The organism is Bacillus sp. GM2, assembly GCF_056155945.1.
Window position 1 is genome coordinate 1,655,446 of sequence record NZ_JBRKSZ010000007.1, and the last position, 17,556, is coordinate 1,673,001.

Genomic DNA, 17,556 nt, shown 5'->3' on the forward strand with positions numbered 1-17,556 from the left:
GAATCCCTTTTATACTTTACACATACACCAAAACAGATGGAGTTGATATTGTTGAAACCGCTGATCAAGCTGGCATGCGGAGCTGCCTCTCTTATCGCAGCCGTCCTCGCTGTATGTTTTGCAGTGAAACGGAACAAAGACAAACAATAGGCATTGGGAAAAGTCCTCAGCAAAGCTTTTCTTTTGCTAAAAGTTTTTTTGCTGATCTCCCTGTTCAGTTTAAAGAGAAATGCAATGCAAATCGAACAATCGATTAGACCTCCTACAGATTTCTATTAATCTTATTGGACTATTATGATTCATGAAAATATATACACAAAATATAACACTTGGAAAATCAATATGATATAATCATTACTCTAAAGAGTAAATAAAGAGCTTTTTTTAAATATAAAAACTACGAAGGGGCTATAGAATGGAACTTACGATCACCAGAGCACTAAGCGAACTCAAAATGTTGGATAAAAGAATCAAGCGGGCCGTAAATGAGAGCACATTCGGAGGCTTGATGATCGGAAAGAAACTGCCAAACGGATTTCGGACAACCGAAGACTTGGAAACTAGGGCGAAAGCCGATTATCAATCAATTGAAGCCTTAATCAAAAGGCGAAATGCCATTAAGTCTGCCATTGTTGTATCCAACGCGACGACCAAAATCGAAGTGGCCGGAGTCAAGATGACCGTGGCTGAAGCCATCGAAAGAAAAACCTCCATCAGCTACGACATTCAGCTTTTGGATAAGCTGAAAGAAGTGTACGCTGATTTAGTCGACGAGGCCGACAGCGTCAATCAAAAAGTAACAGAAAGACTGGACAAACATCTGGAGACTCTTTTCGGAAAAGACGGCAAAGTAAAAGCGGCTGAAAACCAGGAAATCGTCAAATCTTTCCTCGCTGAAAATGAAGCAAAAATCATCGATCCGCTGAATCTAAAAGAGAAGATCGATTCCTTGTCAAAAAAGATCGAGGACTTTGAAATGGAAGTTGACTTTGCATTGTCCGAGAGCAATACACTCACCAAAATCAAAATCGATTAAGGCCGATTGTTAGCCAACCGAAAACCGATAAAACTAAACACCTTCCGAGGGAAAGGTAACTCCCTCCTTTTATTTCATCTGCACAGCCAAAGAGACGCTGTGCCAACATTGAGATAAAAGCTCAAAGCTCAGCGTTCAGCGTTTACAGCTTAAGTATCAAAGCTCTTAACAGTTCAAAGCTTACGCCTTAAAGTTAAAAGATCGATAAAATCTGGGAGAAACGGCTGCTTGAGCATTTGTTTACCGGCTCAGTCGGTTACCCGCCCAGCAGGTTGGCTAACAATGGATATCAATAACAAAAAAACGTCTATATAGACGTTTTTTTAATGGATTCACAAATCAATGGATGCGCTCAATCTTTCTGTTTGTCCTTTTCTATATGTACCCAAAGATAGTAAATCACCCCGCATGCTAAAATAAACACAATCCCCAAGTACCCTTGCTCTGCGGGAACAAAAAATTGAAATAAAAACGCTAAAATTAAAGCCGGTACCATAATCATGAAGTATTTCTTTTTATCCAACATGTAGAACACCCTTGCATTGATTTTAGCTAACTATACAATATAAGTGCTGTTTGGTTTCAATTTTTAAAGATTCCGCTCTGATTTATGACAATATGAATCTGGAATTAGCCTCAAAGGTCTTTTTCTTTATGCAGAATATAATGGCCGTGGGCAGGTTTTTTAATTTCTGGGCGATGTTTCATTAAGCTCTTCATAAATGTCGTCATGTTTTTAATCGGAAAGCCGGTTTCTTTCTCGATTTCAGTTTTAAGCTTAATGCCTTTCAAGCCCTCTTCATAGCGGCTTAAAATGTTTAAGGCAGCCTCACGTTGTATGGTTGTTTTTGATTGGAAAATAGTATGAGATGGAGTCTTGATGGGCGGATGTTTGTCAGCGGCAATTTGGGATTGTTTTAATTCCTCTGCTGCAGCGCTTGCCAAGTCGATTAATGAAGATTTTTTGTTAATTGCGGGATCACCCTCCCGATCCAATTCATGCAGCTTCGAATAAATGTCCTGTCGTTCTTTTCGCAATTCCCGCATCACCTGAATCTCCGCATCACCTAGCTGTTCAAGTCTCAAACGCAACGCTTCTCTTTCGTCGAACATATCTCCCACATCCTAAAATTAAGATTCCATTCTAGTTTATAGGACTTTTTTAACTTTAACAATTTATTTAAAAATAAATTCAAGAAAAGTTCTTTTTATGGTTAAAACATATATGGAATATAAAGGATGTTTACGTTCATGATTCCTCTATGGGCAGTACCGACCGCATGACAGATATTCTTGTATCAATCGGCATATCCTTCGTCCGTCTCCTCCAAATCATATGATCATATCCCTTCCCCCAATAATCCTTCAGCACATAGTCAGGCTCGCCGAATTTCTTCTTCCATATTCTCTGTGCACCGGGATAGCCGCTGTCCAAACAAAATTCCTTCACTCTCCGATTCAGAAAGGTCAAAAACATAACGCTGAACAGCAAAGTCCCGATTCCGCGTCTTTGATAATCCGGGTGGACAAATACCGTTCCTACCTCATATAAATCCTTTAAAGCCCCATCCGTACAAATATCGATCAATTCGCTGGCAGGACCATATTCAATTGTACCGATGATTTTATTCAGACGTTGATCTGAAGCGATAAAAAAGTGCCGGCTTTTCCCCTTGCTGTCTAAGTCTGCTTTCAAATATTTCCTCTTACTTTCAATTTCACTTTCTTGATCATCAAGCAGATCGGATATCCCCTCTTTAGCAAAAGTATCCTCGACTACGATTCTGAAAAACTGATTCAGCTCTTCAACGTCGTCAATTTGCGGCCTTCTGATCTCAATTTCATTCATTTTAAATCACTTCCTTATTCAGTGATTGTCGTTTCATTTATACCACGGTATCTTGTTTAATTTCATTATTTCTGCGTCCTCTTCATCTCCGGTTTTCCACTCCACTTTGACTGATAACGCATGCCCGATGACATCCTCTTCAGGCATAAAATCAAAAGTCGCGATATGATCTTCCATATGGCCTCCGCCATCCATTTCCTCTCCGGTATATTCAGAAAGATCGTATTCTCCTCTGTCATCATATTTTTTGCCGTCTATGTATAAGGTGATTGTTTTCACAATCGTTCTTTTCGCATCTTCTTTCGCGCCATCCCAATATAAATTCAAAAAATAATTAGGTCCGATTGACGTTTTATCTAATTTCTCAATCGAAGCATGCCACAGACCGCTTTCCCCCTTTCCTTCATACACCACTTTCTTTCCGAAGATCATTGCACTGACATATCCTCCGCCAATGAAAAGCAGAATTGCGCTGATCATCAGCAGCCGTTTGAGTCCATTGTTGTTTTTCATCGTTTCCCCCGCTTTCACTGCATTAGTAGTAATGGGGGTGAAAAGGTTACGCAAAAAAAGCGCCATGAACGGCGCCTTTTTAAAATGAGATTTCCCCGGCAGAATTCATTGTTTTTGCCCAATAAATTGAATGACGTGGGACAGGCCGTTGTGCGAATCCCCTTCATGGCGAACGACTTCCCCCATAAAAAAGTGGACAATACGCCAATCTGAAAAAATCTGCAAAAATTCTTCCGGTGTATATAAAAGTTCCGGATCCTGCGGCCCGCCGCTTTTGTAAGGGATTTGGTGCGTCGAATACACTTCTGTCACGTAAAAGCCCCCGGGCTTTACGGCTTTTTTTACTCCCAGAAGCGTTTTGCGGCGCAGCTCTTCTGGAAAATGTCCAAAAATACAAACAATCTCGTCCCACTGCCCTTGATTCCAAGACGCTTTATTTAAGTCAACAAGCTCCGTCTTCACCGATACATGACGGGTTTCAGCAAGCTTTTTCGTTTTCTCCAACCCTGACTCGGCATAATCCCATGAAGTGACGTTCATCCCTTGTTCTGCTAAAAAAACCGCATTGCGCCCCTCACCTTCTGCAATAGCTAAAGCATCACCCGACAATTGAAGTTTTCTCTGCGAATCTGCCAAAAACGCATTCGGTTCCGTTCCATACACATAGTTCTCATCTTGAAAGCGCTTGTGCCAAAAGTTCATCGTTTTTGTTCTCCTTTTTTTAGATGCTTTCATATCAATGATATACCCGCTTCTTTTAGATGATGCATCAATTCGCAGTCAAACTGGATACTCACCTTCGAATTAATCCTTATCATTTGTCCGCAAATGAACAATGATCATGATGACGCCTAAAATGAGAAGCAATACAGGATAAAACAATACAGATGATTGAAAATAAACTGAAGCTTCACTATTGCCATCTGCATCAATTATATAATGAGGAAAAGCAACAGATAACACCTGTAAGAAAAACAGCGTTAATAGACCCAGCAAAATTGAAACAAATCCGGAAACAAAGTACATAAAAAAACCTCCTGTAAAAAGAAAACTTCCTATTAGAACATTTTGAAAATTGTCAGCTTATTAATAAATTAAAGAAATTATCCCTCATAAAGCTGTTTTAATTTTTTTCGGATGAAAGAAATCGTATCTAATGCCAGCTTTTTACGACAAAGAACAATTCCGGCATGGCCGCAATTGTAAAGATGTCTTTCGGGTCTCCCCCAGCTTTCCCACAACTTATCAGCATCCTCTAAGTGAACATATTCGTCATGAACGGCGGATATCAGCAAAATGTTATCTTTGTTAACTTTCGGCACAGCTTGGCTGGGATCTGTAATTTCCCAATATGTTTTTAAATCTTCATATGTCACACCGTGCTGTTCTAATTCTTCTCTTAAGAATTTACCCGGGATGGTATTCCATATCGAGTAAGAAAGACGATTCGCATAAAATATCGAGACCACGATGTCGATTTCAGTCTCAAGGGCAGCCAGTAAATTTGTCATCCACCCGCCTAAACTAACGCCCACAATAATAACAGGACTGGTTTTATTTGCTTTGATCCAGTGAATGAGCGCCCGTAAATCCACGACAGCTTGTCTTGTTGATTCAACTGTACGATTCAAATTCGCACTTATCATCAATTCACCGCTGTAAAGCGAATGTTCCGGCTCTCTTTCAAAATGATACGGAAGAGAATAGTAGTACATGCTCCAGCCTAAATCGTTCATCATACGCTCATGAAATATCTTTTTTATTCTGTCGTATGAATCCATTCGCCAGCCGTGTACAAAAATAACATTAGGTTGATCTATATCATTCTTATTTTAAAAAAACTCGCCTTTTAAACTATCATTGACAGGGTCCCCGGATGGAATGATAGATTCATAGCTGAAATGTCCAGCCAAATAGTTTTTTCTCGCTTCATGAAGAATAAAGGAGACATCAGCCGCTTTTGCTTGATAGAATTCGTCCCTGTCAATCGAATCCAATGAAAAAGCGGAAAAATGTTTTTCTTTACTTCTTTTCCTGTGCAAATCATATAACGCTAAACGATCGATCATCTTTGCAAAAAACACTTTTTGTCCTCCTGATTGGTATAAGTAATGGTGCTTTTTTATTGAAGGACGTTCGGCCAAAAAGAGGGGCTCCCTGCAGCTTCAGTCAGTTTCATTAACTTTTAAAAAGTGTCACAAGCTACTTTTAAATTCTTACCGCTCCCTTTGCGCAACTTTCAATACTGCAATTTTTTATGTAGAGTAACGCCATTGCTTAAGATCCTTAACGATATGCCATTCAAATTGTTAGGATTAAAGCAATTGGATAAAAAGCTGATGCTGATTTTTGCTTCTTTTCATCAATATGAATTAAAATTTGCGAATTTCGGTAAGAATATCAAAATAACTTGTAATAAGAAAGACAGCTTTTGCATGAGGGTAAGCGGACTAAATGTAAACCCGAATCCCGCATTACCTCCTATCGTTGACCAATACATAAAAAAGTTAAGGAAAGGTATTATAAAGCAAAATATATGTCTGTATAGATTGATATAGTAATCATGTTTTTCAGCATTCATACCTTTGGAAGAAAATCTAAGTCCATAGATGAAAAGAAAAACCGTTCCAAAACTTAATATCGGCTGCTTTATAAAGTACGCCAAGGTAAAACCTATTAAAAACATAATTTACTCCCTTATATTTCAATAAAATAAATATTTAAATCCATTTACGATCAGCAGTTTCACCGTTCTAAAATGCCAAACAAATAGCTTAATTTACTGCATATTAGTAGGGTGATGTCTAACATTTCGATTTGTATCCGCCTTTCTAGTAACCAAAGGCACCTGCAGTTCTTTAGTTCTATTATATAAGAAAGGGAATAATTATTAAGCAGCAAGTAAAATAAAAAATTGTAATGATTAAGGAGCTATAAACGTGTCTGGCGAAAGGTTCCAAATCAAGATCAATACACGCTGTAATTGCCGCATTTCTCCTTCCCTCTTCCCCGCACCAGTTTTCTTGAGAGCTGGTGTTATTGCTGTATAGAGCCACCTGTGGTAATATTCTCATGTGAATTTTTGATTAGCAATTTCACATAATATATGTTTTGCTCATTATACATTTCGCAGCATCTCTCTATTCTGATATTGTTTTGACAAAACAAATTGAAATAATTATTGCTTCACGTCCCAATTATGGCAAGCAATATGCCCCAAAATATTAATGAGAATGATTTCACATTCTATTGCGGCATTACTTTGAAATTCTTAACAATTTGCAGATTCAAGGAAACGGAAGCAGGATCGTAAGAAGCCCTCGGTTGCCCGAATGTATCAGCTCAAGATTCTATAAAACAAAAGAAAGGAAAATGTGCATGTGAAGTCATCCGCTGCAGCTCTCACTCCAATAGTGCAAAGCAACGTAGCTTTTTTAAAGAAGAAAGAAGCTGATTTTTATTGAAGGAAAGCGACCAATGGGAATTTTATGTTGATCGTGTGAGTTTAAGAGAAATAACTGTTGCCACTTAGGAAGATTGGCATATAGATTAATTGGGTGTTTTCATTTTGCTCTTTTCCGCAGGTTTGCTCCACTTGAAAATTTTGTTTAAATGTTTATAAACACTCTTACTTTCTTTTGCCATAAGTGGTCCTGAAACTGCCAGAATGAGAACATAGAGCGCGGTAAAAGGCGTTAAAATAGGATTTAATCCTGCAGCGACCCCTAAATTTGCTACGATGATAGAAAACTCTCCCCGAGCCATGATGGTTAATCCGATATTAGTAGAGGCCTTATGGGATAGCCCCGCTTTCCTTCCAGAAATCATTCCAGCCACAAAATTGCTTATTATCGTAAGTACAGCTGCACCTAATGCCAGCCAAATGGCATCAGCTAATGTTGATGGATCAATACTTAATCCAAAACTGAAAAAGAAAATTGCCCCAAAGAAATCCCTAAATGGAACAACAAGATGTTCAATGCGATCCCGATGCTCAGTCTCAGAAAAAACCAAACCTAACAATAAGGCACCAATCGCTTCTGCCACGTGAAGAGTTTCTGAAAATCCCGCAACAAAAAATAAGATCGAAAATATCACAATAATAAAAATTTCATCTGATTTTATGTTTAACCATTTATTTAATAACGAGGCTCCTTTTCGTGCGATAATAAAGAACAGTAACATATAAGCAACAGAAATAAGTACGGAGGTGAAGATACCAAGAAAAGATGTAGAACCTGCAAGCAAAACTCCTGATACAGTTGTTAAAAATAAAGCCAGAAAGATATCGTCAAATAAAATAATCCCCAGGATGAGCTCTGTTTCGGGATTAGCTGTTCTTTTTAAATCGACAAGAACTTTGGCTACAATCGCACTGGAAGATACACTAAGCAGTCCAGCAATAATGAGCGTTTCCATCCAAGGCATGCCTGTGATAAATCCATACAGAAGACCTAAGATAAAGTTGATGGCCACATAGATACTGCCGCCTACTACGATGTTTTGCCCTGATTTGACCAGTTTGCCAACGGAAAATTCAAGCCCTAAATAGAAAAGTAAAAAAAGCACACCTATTCGGCCTAGAAATTGAATAATCTCATTACTTTCGATAAATGTTAAATCAATGATCCCAATCGTCGGAGCATGCGGGCCCACAATCATCCCAAGAATAATTAGAAAGGGGATGATTGAAAACTTTAGTCTGTTTGCAACAACAGCTCCAATCGCAACTATAACAAGTGCCGTACCAACTTCAAATACTAAGTGATCCATCTTTAATCTCCACTCCTTATGTTGATAACAGCTTTTTAATTAACTCTTTAATCTGCTGTCTTTCTCCTGAAACAACCAATGTGTCGCCAGCTTCAATAACTGTATCAGATCCCGGATTGTGTGACTTTTTGCTGTTTTTTTTCTTAATTGCAATAACAGTAACTCCAAAGTTATTTCTAATATCAATTTCGCCAATGGTTTTATTTACAGCGGGTGCATTGGGTTCTACTTGATACCATTCAATGATTGTATCGTCAAAGGCAAATTCTACAGTTTCTAAAGCTTTAGGTTTATATGCCATACCTCCTAATATACTTGCAATTTTTCTGGCTTCAGAATCGTTAAAAGTAGCACTGACCAAAACCTCTTCATGATCGTCAGCATCAAAATGATAAATTTCTCTGCGGCCGTCATCATGGATTACAATGACCAACTTATCCTGATTTTTTGTAAAGATCTCAAACTTATATCCAATTCCCGGAAGCTCAATTTCCCGAATGTTCATTTAATATTCCTCCTCTGAAAACAATAATGGATATGGGTTAGGGCTATTCTAAAGATTGACTTCAATTTTGCTTTTCTTTAATTCCAAAGACATTTGATCGACTCAGAAGGGCGAATGATAAAATCGCTTTCGAAAGAAACCTCCTTCCCTATTGCCCCTTCTTATTCAAATAATTTTAATATTTATATGTGAAGACAATAAAGAAGGTAAGAACGTTCAAACACTTTTTTACATATTTTATAAAATTAACTAAATTTACATATATTGCTTAATTAACCTTCTCGATCCATGTCACTCAATACCATTATAGTATTGTTTTGTAACAATGCAAACGCCAAAGATTATGTAATTAGCCAACACTTGATTAAAGTTACTTCGCCTCCCTCGGTTTTATACGATTTTCTCTCAAATGCTCGCTTAATCGCAGGATTCCATCTGGATTAACGGGTAATTTTGGGTAATTGTAGAGAGATTCAGGAACAGTTGCTTGATAAACTTACTGAAGTTACATGCAAAAAGAACCTGGTTGAACACTTTTTAAAATTTAAGCTCAGTTTCGGATGCTGCAAATGCTAATTTGTTGATTGTAGAATCTGATACACTTTACATAAATCGACAATTGATTTGATGACGATGATATGATTGATATAAAGCATTCCCTTTTATGATGATCCGCCAAATGCAGTATACATAGCGGATAGTCAGAAATTATGGCAAAAAAATGAACAGCAATTGACAAGTTGGAATTTAATAAGCAGCTCTTTTTCAAGAGAGCTTTTGCATAGAATGCGAAATAAAATATGTAGCTCGTGTTGGAAAATTGCTGTTTTTTTAGTATGAATGTGTATTGACCAGAGTCTACACCTTTGTTTAAGATTTCTAAGAAACGATTACGACAGACATGACTGAACTTATGATTTCAAAAAATTTCTCTTCCTTTAAAACAACATAGCAAATTCTTTTTCTAAAAGAAACCAATCTTCCGATTTTTGGTTATGAAGGGCTGATTTTCTTGTGGTTATTTGGTTTGAACTAAGTTTTAATCTGCAAATAATTAGCCGCTGGCTATAAAAACCCATTTCTAATGAACTATCAACGAAAATCCAGACTTTATGATCGATGTGACCATTTCGTGACCAATTTAACTAACAATGAAATCCTTGGAAATCTAGGGGGTTTTTTGTGGGCTGCATCATTCCGCCCATTCCGTCTATCAACTTCGTCGTTTTTTGTATCCTTTCGAAAAATTGGCATAAGTGGGTTTCGAATAAGAATTATTTTGCCGACTCTCTTGTTTTTATATACTTTTCGTGCTTTATTTGTGATTTTTTCATTGTTGATTTATTTCTTACTGATAAGAGAATATCTGTATATTTTATCTATTCTTACAAATGATATAAGAAATCAATCACTTAAAAGAAGCGAGGTATATTATGTATTACTACAAAGAGGAACTGATAAATATCATTAAACCGGACAAGCCTGACCCGGCAGCCGCTAAGGTGTTGCAGGAAATATTGGGCGGACATTTTGGAGAAATGCGTACGATGATGCAGTTTTTTTTTCAAAGCTCAAATTTCAGGGGAGAACAGAAACAATACCGTGACCTGCTCCGGGGCATTTTCTTAGAGGAAATTGCTCACGTTGAACTAGTGCAAAGTACAATTAATGCTTTATTAGATGAATCAGGCGGCGAAGGAGTCGGCAATCAAGGTGCAGATCAGGCTCCTCTCAATGAAGCGATTAAAAATGCTAATCCTCATCATTATATTATTGGGGCGCAAAGTTCACTTCCCGTTGATGCAGGAGGAAATCCTTGGAATGGGTCATGGGTGTATAACCACGGAAACTTAATCGCCGACCTGCTGGATAACTTGCTTCTTGAGTCGACAGGCGTGCTGCAAAAAACAAGGATTTATGAAATGAGCTCTAATCAGACATTTCGGGAAACCCTTGCTTTTCTTATTGTACGCGACAATGCTCACCAAAATGCGTTTGCTAAAGCGCTCGAGACATTGGGAGTTGACTGGGCGAACCTTTTTCCTGTGCCGAATTACGACATTAATAAATATCCCGAGTGCAGAAAGTTTGTTGAATTAGGCTACCACAATGCCCTGTTTAACTTCAGGTTGGATGAGACAAGAATCGGAGAAATCTATCAAGGGAAATCTCCAAGCCGTAATGGCGGAGAGTTACAAGTAACAGACCCTCCGGCAGGATTTCCTGTACCGGTGCTTCCGGAAATACCGAATGAACACAGTCCCGGATTAGGCGATATGAATGCCTGATCAGGATGTATGAAGGTGCTCAAGAAATCTCTTGAGCACCTTTAATTTTGATTGATTATGCTTATTCGTTAATATAGAATTTTAAGGCTGCTTTAAATCATTTGTGAACTATCCACTCTCTATATCATGATTAAAAAATTAGCGAATGAAATGATATAGAGATGCATATTTCATCGACATCTCAATCCTAAATGTGGTAAAATCGATGACAATGAAAGAAAGGGCGGATTAAATGTATATGAGTATTATTATTTTAGCATCCATGCTTTTATGGGGTGCATTAACCCGTGAACTAAATAAACCTTCAAAAAAGCAAAACAACCAAAAAATTGTATCTTTGATATCTTTGGGCTCTTTATCAATTTTAGTTATTACTATTTCGCTTTTTCAAAAACTTCCGTTTTAAATTTGTTTATAACTAAATCCTTAGTATTAAATTATTCATTATTATGCTTTTTCCTTGAAACAAAAGAGGTTAAAGTAGTTTCAAGTGAAAATAGAGACGCTATTACAGTAATATCACTATTTTTAAGGAGTCAGTTGGATGTTTATAAAATATAATGAATATGATTTACTGGAACTTTTTGAGATCGAGCCAGTCAGTATAGCTGATGATCCAGAGGCCGGCGAATTGATTTATACTTATAAAGATAATCAAAACTTCAAGTTAATTTTAACGCTAGATGTTTATCAACTAACTTGTAGCTTGGATATAACCTATAAAGATTCCGCAGTATTTACAGGTGTTTTTCAAAACGTAACTAGCATTAAGAAAGTTGAAGACTTCATGGTTGTAAGTATTAGAGAAGAAGAGAGAATAAAAGTAAAATTCACTAAGCAAATTGGAGTAGAGTTACTTTAAGCTTTTAAGTTGTATTGAAAAAACTTTCCTTAGCGGGATGAGATTGCATTTATCGAGTGCTGTTATTTATCTCCGTCTTTTTTTAGACTCTCCTTTTTAAAAGAACTTTTAATAACGTCTTTACTTAATAAAACGATATCTCCTCATAGTCAATATCATTGATCAGGTGTCCAATGGTTGCAATGCGTTCATCTTCTAATTGTTTAATAAACTTCATATAATATGTTTCCCACTCGCTCTTTGCTTCAACACAGTCAGCAACAATGTCAATGAAATTGAGAATTCCCCCTCTTAATTCTTCATAAAATACAATTTTCGCAAAAATGGCCAATTCAAAATTCCCAAACGTAGCAAAAAGTGCGTCATATTCGTCGTCAAACAGACATCCCGAATTTAGCAAATCCAAATAATCATGTAGTGAAACAAAATGATCGCGGATCAGTGATATTTTTTCTGCTGTGTTCTCTCTTTCCATGATGCAATCCACCAATTTCCGAATTTCAATATCACTCATGCGATCATTTTCATTTAACATTAAGGCTATTGGTTTTTCTCTCTCTTCAATTTCTCTGATGATCAACATTTTGAAGCCATCAATTTCCGCAGCGTTATTTACCCTTTGAATAAATTCATTGCGATACAAATTGATATAATCAGTAATCGTTTGATCTGTCTTTAAATCCCGTTGTAACCGATCAAATGCTTCGTTAATTAAGTTTGCCCTTTTTTCAGCATGGCAATCACTTAACAACCGACTCAACCTGTCATATTGAACTTCAGAAATTCTGACTTGATTGGCTTCGCCCCCGGATAGCAGTGAAAAAACAGCATTGTTTATCATTAACTCAAAAATATTAAAAAGTTCTATGCGATAATTAAAGCGACATATTCTCCCGAAGTTTGTCAAGATATACATTAAATCGTGATGGTTAAAAAAGTGACAGAATCTCGTTTCTATCAGCAGTCGCTCTAAATACTGTTTAATATAAAAAACACCTTGCAGTTCCATGTTATCAATGGCTAAAGGATAGTCAATGCTCGCCATCGTATTTTGAGCTTCAAAAATAATATTATAATGATTCATAAATACAGGTAACGATTCGTCAATGGTTAAATGATAAGCATCAACAGGCACATCTAATTTTAATTTTTTTACGTCTTGATACAATTGTTTAGCTTCTTCAAAATAACAGTGAAGTAATTCGACACCTTTGGTATATATTTTTTTTATACTATCAGAATGTAAATATACTATGGCCTCTTCAGGTTTCTCAAAATGGAGAGCATAAGCATCTATTGCATACATGAGAGAAACCATAATCCCTTCCGCCGTTTCTGTAGTAACCGACGTACTTTCCCCTTTGGTATACTGGCCAATCAATCGTTGCAGGATTTGCATAATCTCTACCTGTATCTTGTAAGCTTTCTCGCTGGTAATAACTCCAACACTTTGGCCTTCTTTTAGAAGCGACAACATATATTGGCTTTGCTTTAACTTTGATTTATCAATCGTAAAATTTGAAACCAAATCATAGCGATTTAAAGTGTTATCTAAGTCCATGTTATTCATCACCTTTATATAAAGACTCACTTCTCATCGTATCTCTTCTGAAACACTCCGCGAGTTCCTCCATTTTACTTCTTAATATCTCTAAAGACCCGGCAGAAGGCCCGTTAAAACACTCCATCATCTGATGAATCAGTTTCATGTCCCCTATCTTATCTTCTGTTTCATTTCTGAGATAATAAAAAATCTCCTGAAGCTCGATTAACGTTTCGACATAATTATCCTCATCCATATAGGGCGAAGCAGCAAACACCTCAATTAATTCCTTTAGTACTTCAATCCCCAGCTCTATACGCCCATGATCATGAAGCACTTTATTTCTATAAACGATTAATGTTTTTATATCGCTGGGTGTTAAGATCAGGCCATGCTCTTTTGTTTTTTCATTTAATTCAAGCAGTTCCATCATAGGTTTTGATTGAGGGGATAATTGAATGGAATTCAAAAAACGAGATAAGTTCATAACCTCTCTTCCTTTCAAAAGCATCTTTTTTTAAAAAAACATTGACTTTTTATTTCTTGTGTGTTACAATAAAATTAGTTTACTTTTTATTAACATTCATTAATTTATTCTATTTACTTACATATGTCAATAGTTGTTTTTCAGCAGCATTGTTTCTTTCCCTTTTAAATCAGCTTTTTATTCCTCAAGCCCCATTTTCATTCCCCTTCAACTCAACAGATTTCTTTCAAAATTTTTATCTGCTTATACTTCATTCTGTTAAAATTGTTGTATTACTTAACTTTTCTAATTTTTTTAATCTTTTGTCTTAGACCCGTAAATACCATCAGTAGACGGTCCCGCCGCTTTCTGGACGTGTAGCCGACTATACCTTGCTCTCTTGGAGCCAAAAGAACAGCCAACGGTTCCCGACACGTACAGCCGCTCCTTTCTCTTAATTCGCTTGTCACCTTAAAGATGCCGTACAGCAGCGTGTTGGATGATTTCTTTCCATTTGTACTGACTTTTAATAAGGCTGCAGCTTACAACCTCATTTTGTTAACCTTTTTTGTTGCATAGTCTCTTTCTGTTATGGCTATAAAAGGTGTCCATTTCATTTTCGACAACAAAAGCAATAAAGACATTTCAATAAGGAACTCTATACTAGAGAGTAAGTGAATGTCAGTGTTCATAGTGAGAACTTCGAAGGAAATATAATGTCCGCGTTGAAAATAAACGGTTTTGTTCTTCAGTAAAAGAATGAAATAGACCTGAAGAAATCAAATCTATAAGAGTTAAAATGAAATAAAGATGCTTATTTCATCGACATCTCAATCCTAAATGTGGTAAAATCGACGACAATGTTAACCATAAAAAGGAGGATTATGCGTATATGAGTATTATTATTTTGGCATCTATGCTTTTATGGGGTGCATTAATTTATGAACTAAGTAAATCTTCAAAAAAGCAAAACAACCGAAAAATTGTATCTTTGATATCTTTGGGCTCTTTATCAACTTTAGTTATTACCATTTCGCTTTTTCAAAACCTCCCGTTTTAAAAATTGTTTATAACTAAATCGATCGTATATGTCGTCGGTGTGGTATTGTTATAAAAAAAATCCTTCTTGCAAGAAGGATTTCAGCTTGTCGACAAAGTCACAAAAAAGTGGCTTGATCGACAAGCTTTTTTTGTTAAAATGTGTGTGGAATCTAATTTTTGGAGGTTTTACCATGTTGACCAAACACTCTAAAGATCAGCGTGAACAGCTTGAAGTCGTTGCCTTAAGTGAGCTTGTACCTGAAGACCATTTGGTCAGGAAGATGGAAGAAGCCATTGATTTTTCATTTATTTATCAAAAAGTTGCCCCTCTTTATTCTTCAAAAGGGCGTCCAAGTATTGATCCTGTTGTACTGATTAAAATGGTGCTCATTCAATACGTGTTTGGTCATCGCTCCATGCGCGAAACCATTAAGCGAATCGAAACTGATGTAGCCTATCGCTGGTTTATTGGATATGGATTCTCTGAAAAAATCCCTCACTTTTCAACCTTCAGTAAAAACTATGAACGTCGCTTTCATGACACAGACCTATTTGAAACAATCTTCTATAGGATTTTACGTCAGGCCATGGATCTCGGCCTCGTCGATCCTTCGGTTGCCTTCATCGACAGCACACATGTCAAAGCGAATGCCAATAAGAAAAAGTTTGTGAAAAAGATCGTAAGAAAAGAAACAAGAGCTTATCAGGAACAGTTAGATCAAGAAATTAATGCCGATCGCGAAGCCAACGGCAAAAAGCCCTTAAAGCCCAGGCAATGCTCAGAAGAACGAGAAATAAAAGAAAGTACAACAGATCCTGAGAGCGGCTATTTTGTAAAGGGTGAACGGGAACGCCTTTTTGCTTATGGTTTTCATACAGCTTGTGACCGGAACGGATTTGTGCTGGGGACGGTTGTTGAGCCTGCCAATATTCATGACAGCCAAGTGTTCACGACCCTGTTTCAACAAGTGAAAGAGCGCGTCGCCAAGCCTCATACGGTCGCAGTTGATGCCGGATACAAAACACCGGTTATCGCAAAATTTCTTCATGAAGAAAACGTTCGCCCTGTTATGCCTTACACGCGTCCGCAAACCAAAAAAGGATTCATGAGAAAACACGAGTATGTTTACGATGAATTTTATGATGTCTATATCTGCCCGCAAGACCATATTCTCTCCTATCGCACAACCAATCGGCAAGGTTATCGAGAGTATGCTTCAGATCCAAATCGATGTAAACAATGTCCATTACTACATACGTGTACAGAAAGTAGAGATCATCGAAAGATGATTCACAGACATATCTGGCAGGATCATTTAGACGAAGCTGATCATCTTCGGCATACGGAAGAGAATAAACAAATCTATGCCAAACGTAAAGAGACGATCGAACGAGTTTTTGCCGATTTAAAACATAAGCATGGCTTGCGCTGGACAACCTTACGGGGAAAGAAAAAATTGTCCATGCAGGCGATGCTTGTTTTCGCTGCCATGAATCTGAAAAAGCTGGCGAATTGGACCTGGAAAGGTCCTAACCGCCAGCCTTCTGATCGAAATAATAGAATAAAATGGACAAAAACAGGTCGGATTTTTAAAATCCGACCTGTTTTGTCAACGGTCTGAAATCCTTCTTGCAAGAAGGATTTTTTATTCATTATTCTCTTCTTTATTATCCAATTCTGGAAAATAATCAATCATTGATTGAATATCTTCGACAAATTCTTTCTCTGTATATTGACCATCCGCGTCTACTCCACCCTTTTTTGTAATTCTGTACAATTCTTTAGCAGTTTTTTCAAAATTAAATGAATATCCATTGTAATTTCTTAAATCGTCATAAGGAGGAGAAGTCACTGTTAGATCAATGGAACAGTTATCTATATGCTCATTCATAAACTCGATGCAATCGTAATTATGTATCTTATTTAAAATGTTGCAATCTATTTCCCTTCACTCCCCTTTTCTCTTTAAAGAGATATTTTAAGTTTCACAAACACTTCACACATTGCTAAATTTTTACATGCTATACTAGACTTGTAACACAATCAAAACCTAGGGGGCAAATCTTATGAATAAGTTTTACAAAGGATTGATTGTTTCAGCATTATCTATTTCTTCATTAGCTCTTCCAGCGTTAACAAATCAAGCATCTGCCCAAGAGCCAGCACAAATTAAACAAGTTGTAAAACCTGCCGATGCCATTGCAACAGTAGATTTTCATATGCTAAGGAATTCTAATGTTTTGTTGTTAAATGGCTATACAAGATGGGAAATAGTTTCTGGCAGCCATCTTATCAGCATAAGTCCTGGTGGTGTCGTATCTTCCCATTCTTCACTCGGTACAGCATTGGTTTATGCTTATGATATCAATGATAACTATGTGATTTATAAGATTACTGTAGAACCTCGGTAAATTCTTGGTAAAAGGAGTGATTATTCACTCCTTTTTTATACGCCTAATTACAAAGTTAATAATGTCATCCTTACAGGCTTCTAAAGCTGATATCTTTGATACCAAAGCCGCAAGACTAGCGCGATCCGGCTCAGAATGTTCCTCCCGTTTGGCTTCATTCTTCATCGCCTTGATTTGAGTATCCGAATCCAACTTGATAAGGGACTGGTACATCTCCCATTATTTTTTGAAAGTAAATCTTATCGTTTAAACAAACATAAAAAGTCCC

The 17,556-nt window shown here is 37.0% G+C and carries 16 protein-coding genes and 1 pseudogene; 5 read left to right on the forward strand and 12 right to left on the reverse strand.

Annotated features, from left to right (window positions below; all coding sequences use genetic code 11):
* Positions 1 to 415: 415 nt before the first annotated feature.
* Entirely contained in the window at positions 416 to 1,036 is a 621-nt protein-coding gene (locus ACVC9U_RS09390) for a hypothetical protein (protein WP_075754540.1), read from the forward strand.
* A 352-nt stretch (positions 1,037 to 1,388) separates the two neighbouring features.
* Here ACVC9U_RS09390 and ACVC9U_RS09395 read toward each other — a convergent pair whose 3' ends face one another.
* The 9 genes and pseudogenes from ACVC9U_RS09395 to ACVC9U_RS09435 all read right to left on the reverse strand — a co-directional run bounded on the left by ACVC9U_RS09395 (position 1,389) and on the right by ACVC9U_RS09435 (position 8,676).
* Complete coding sequence (locus ACVC9U_RS09395; protein WP_167564591.1) at positions 1,389 to 1,559, reverse strand: hypothetical protein; 171 nt, start codon at positions 1,557 to 1,559, stop codon at positions 1,389 to 1,391.
* A gap of 113 nt (positions 1,560 to 1,672) precedes the next feature.
* Positions 1,673 to 2,149, reverse strand: a complete 477-nt coding sequence (locus ACVC9U_RS09400) for a Rok-like winged helix domain-containing protein (RefSeq protein ID WP_441390688.1) — start codon at positions 2,147 to 2,149, stop codon at positions 1,673 to 1,675.
* Positions 2,150 to 2,285: 136 nt separating this feature from the next.
* A complete protein-coding gene (locus ACVC9U_RS09405; protein WP_075754536.1) occupies positions 2,286 to 2,885 on the reverse strand; it encodes a GNAT family N-acetyltransferase in 600 nt (199 codons plus the stop codon).
* Between the two features lie 33 nt (positions 2,886 to 2,918).
* Positions 2,919 to 3,398, reverse strand: coding sequence for a DUF4944 domain-containing protein (locus ACVC9U_RS09410; RefSeq protein ID WP_075754534.1), 480 nt, complete (start codon positions 3,396 to 3,398; stop codon positions 2,919 to 2,921).
* A 105-nt stretch (positions 3,399 to 3,503) separates the two neighbouring features.
* On the reverse strand, positions 3,504 to 4,100 hold the full coding sequence (locus ACVC9U_RS09415; protein ID WP_075754532.1) for an SAM-dependent methyltransferase: 597 nt from the start codon (positions 4,098 to 4,100) through the stop codon (positions 3,504 to 3,506).
* A 102-nt stretch (positions 4,101 to 4,202) separates the two neighbouring features.
* On the reverse strand, positions 4,203 to 4,424 hold the full coding sequence (locus ACVC9U_RS09420) for a hypothetical protein (RefSeq protein WP_075754530.1): 222 nt from the start codon (positions 4,422 to 4,424) through the stop codon (positions 4,203 to 4,205).
* Positions 4,425 to 4,501: 77 nt separating this feature from the next.
* Positions 4,502 to 5,482: pseudogene (locus ACVC9U_RS09425) on the reverse strand (alpha/beta hydrolase family protein).
* Between the two features lie 1,465 nt (positions 5,483 to 6,947).
* Positions 6,948 to 8,171 carry a cation:proton antiporter gene (locus tag ACVC9U_RS09430; protein ID WP_075754528.1) on the reverse strand — a complete coding sequence of 408 codons (1,224 nt, stop codon included), beginning with the start codon at positions 8,169 to 8,171 and terminating at the stop codon, positions 6,948 to 6,950.
* A gap of 16 nt (positions 8,172 to 8,187) precedes the next feature.
* Positions 8,188 to 8,676, reverse strand: coding sequence for a cation:proton antiporter regulatory subunit (locus ACVC9U_RS09435; RefSeq protein WP_006636982.1), 489 nt, complete (start codon positions 8,674 to 8,676; stop codon positions 8,188 to 8,190).
* A 1,433-nt stretch (positions 8,677 to 10,109) separates the two neighbouring features.
* Between ACVC9U_RS09435 and ACVC9U_RS09440 the strand changes: the two genes are divergently transcribed.
* Positions 10,110 to 10,964 (forward strand): manganese catalase family protein, encoded by an 855-nt coding sequence (locus tag ACVC9U_RS09440; RefSeq protein ID WP_075754524.1) that lies wholly within the window; start codon positions 10,110 to 10,112, stop codon positions 10,962 to 10,964.
* A gap of 544 nt (positions 10,965 to 11,508) precedes the next feature.
* Positions 11,509 to 11,826, forward strand: a complete 318-nt coding sequence (locus ACVC9U_RS09445; protein WP_075754522.1) for a hypothetical protein — start codon at positions 11,509 to 11,511, stop codon at positions 11,824 to 11,826.
* 124 nt (positions 11,827 to 11,950) lie between these two features.
* Here the strand turns inward: ACVC9U_RS09445 and ACVC9U_RS09450 are convergent, their stop codons facing one another.
* A complete protein-coding gene (locus tag ACVC9U_RS09450) occupies positions 11,951 to 13,387 on the reverse strand; it encodes a DUF6179 domain-containing protein (RefSeq protein WP_075754520.1) in 1,437 nt (478 codons plus the stop codon).
* A 1-nt stretch (position 13,388) separates the two neighbouring features.
* Positions 13,389 to 13,856, reverse strand: coding sequence for a DUF6323 family protein (locus ACVC9U_RS09455; protein WP_075754518.1), 468 nt, complete (start codon positions 13,854 to 13,856; stop codon positions 13,389 to 13,391).
* Positions 13,857 to 15,067: 1,211 nt separating this feature from the next.
* On the opposite strand from ACVC9U_RS09455, the gene ACVC9U_RS09460 reads away from it, so the two are divergent.
* Positions 15,068 to 16,498 (forward strand): IS1182 family transposase, encoded by a 1,431-nt coding sequence (locus ACVC9U_RS09460; protein WP_016886315.1) that lies wholly within the window; start codon positions 15,068 to 15,070, stop codon positions 16,496 to 16,498.
* Between the two features lie 24 nt (positions 16,499 to 16,522).
* Here the strand turns inward: ACVC9U_RS09460 and ACVC9U_RS09465 are convergent, their stop codons facing one another.
* Positions 16,523 to 16,768, reverse strand: a complete 246-nt coding sequence (locus ACVC9U_RS09465; protein WP_237562719.1) for a site-specific DNA-methyltransferase — start codon at positions 16,766 to 16,768, stop codon at positions 16,523 to 16,525.
* A 175-nt stretch (positions 16,769 to 16,943) separates the two neighbouring features.
* Here ACVC9U_RS09465 and ACVC9U_RS09470 point away from each other — a divergent pair, with 175 nt between their 5' ends.
* Positions 16,944 to 17,288 carry a BLB8/JUQZ-1 family protein gene (locus tag ACVC9U_RS09470; protein ID WP_073425996.1) on the forward strand — a complete coding sequence of 115 codons (345 nt, stop codon included), beginning with the start codon at positions 16,944 to 16,946 and terminating at the stop codon, positions 17,286 to 17,288.
* Positions 17,289 to 17,556: the final 268 nt, after the last annotated feature.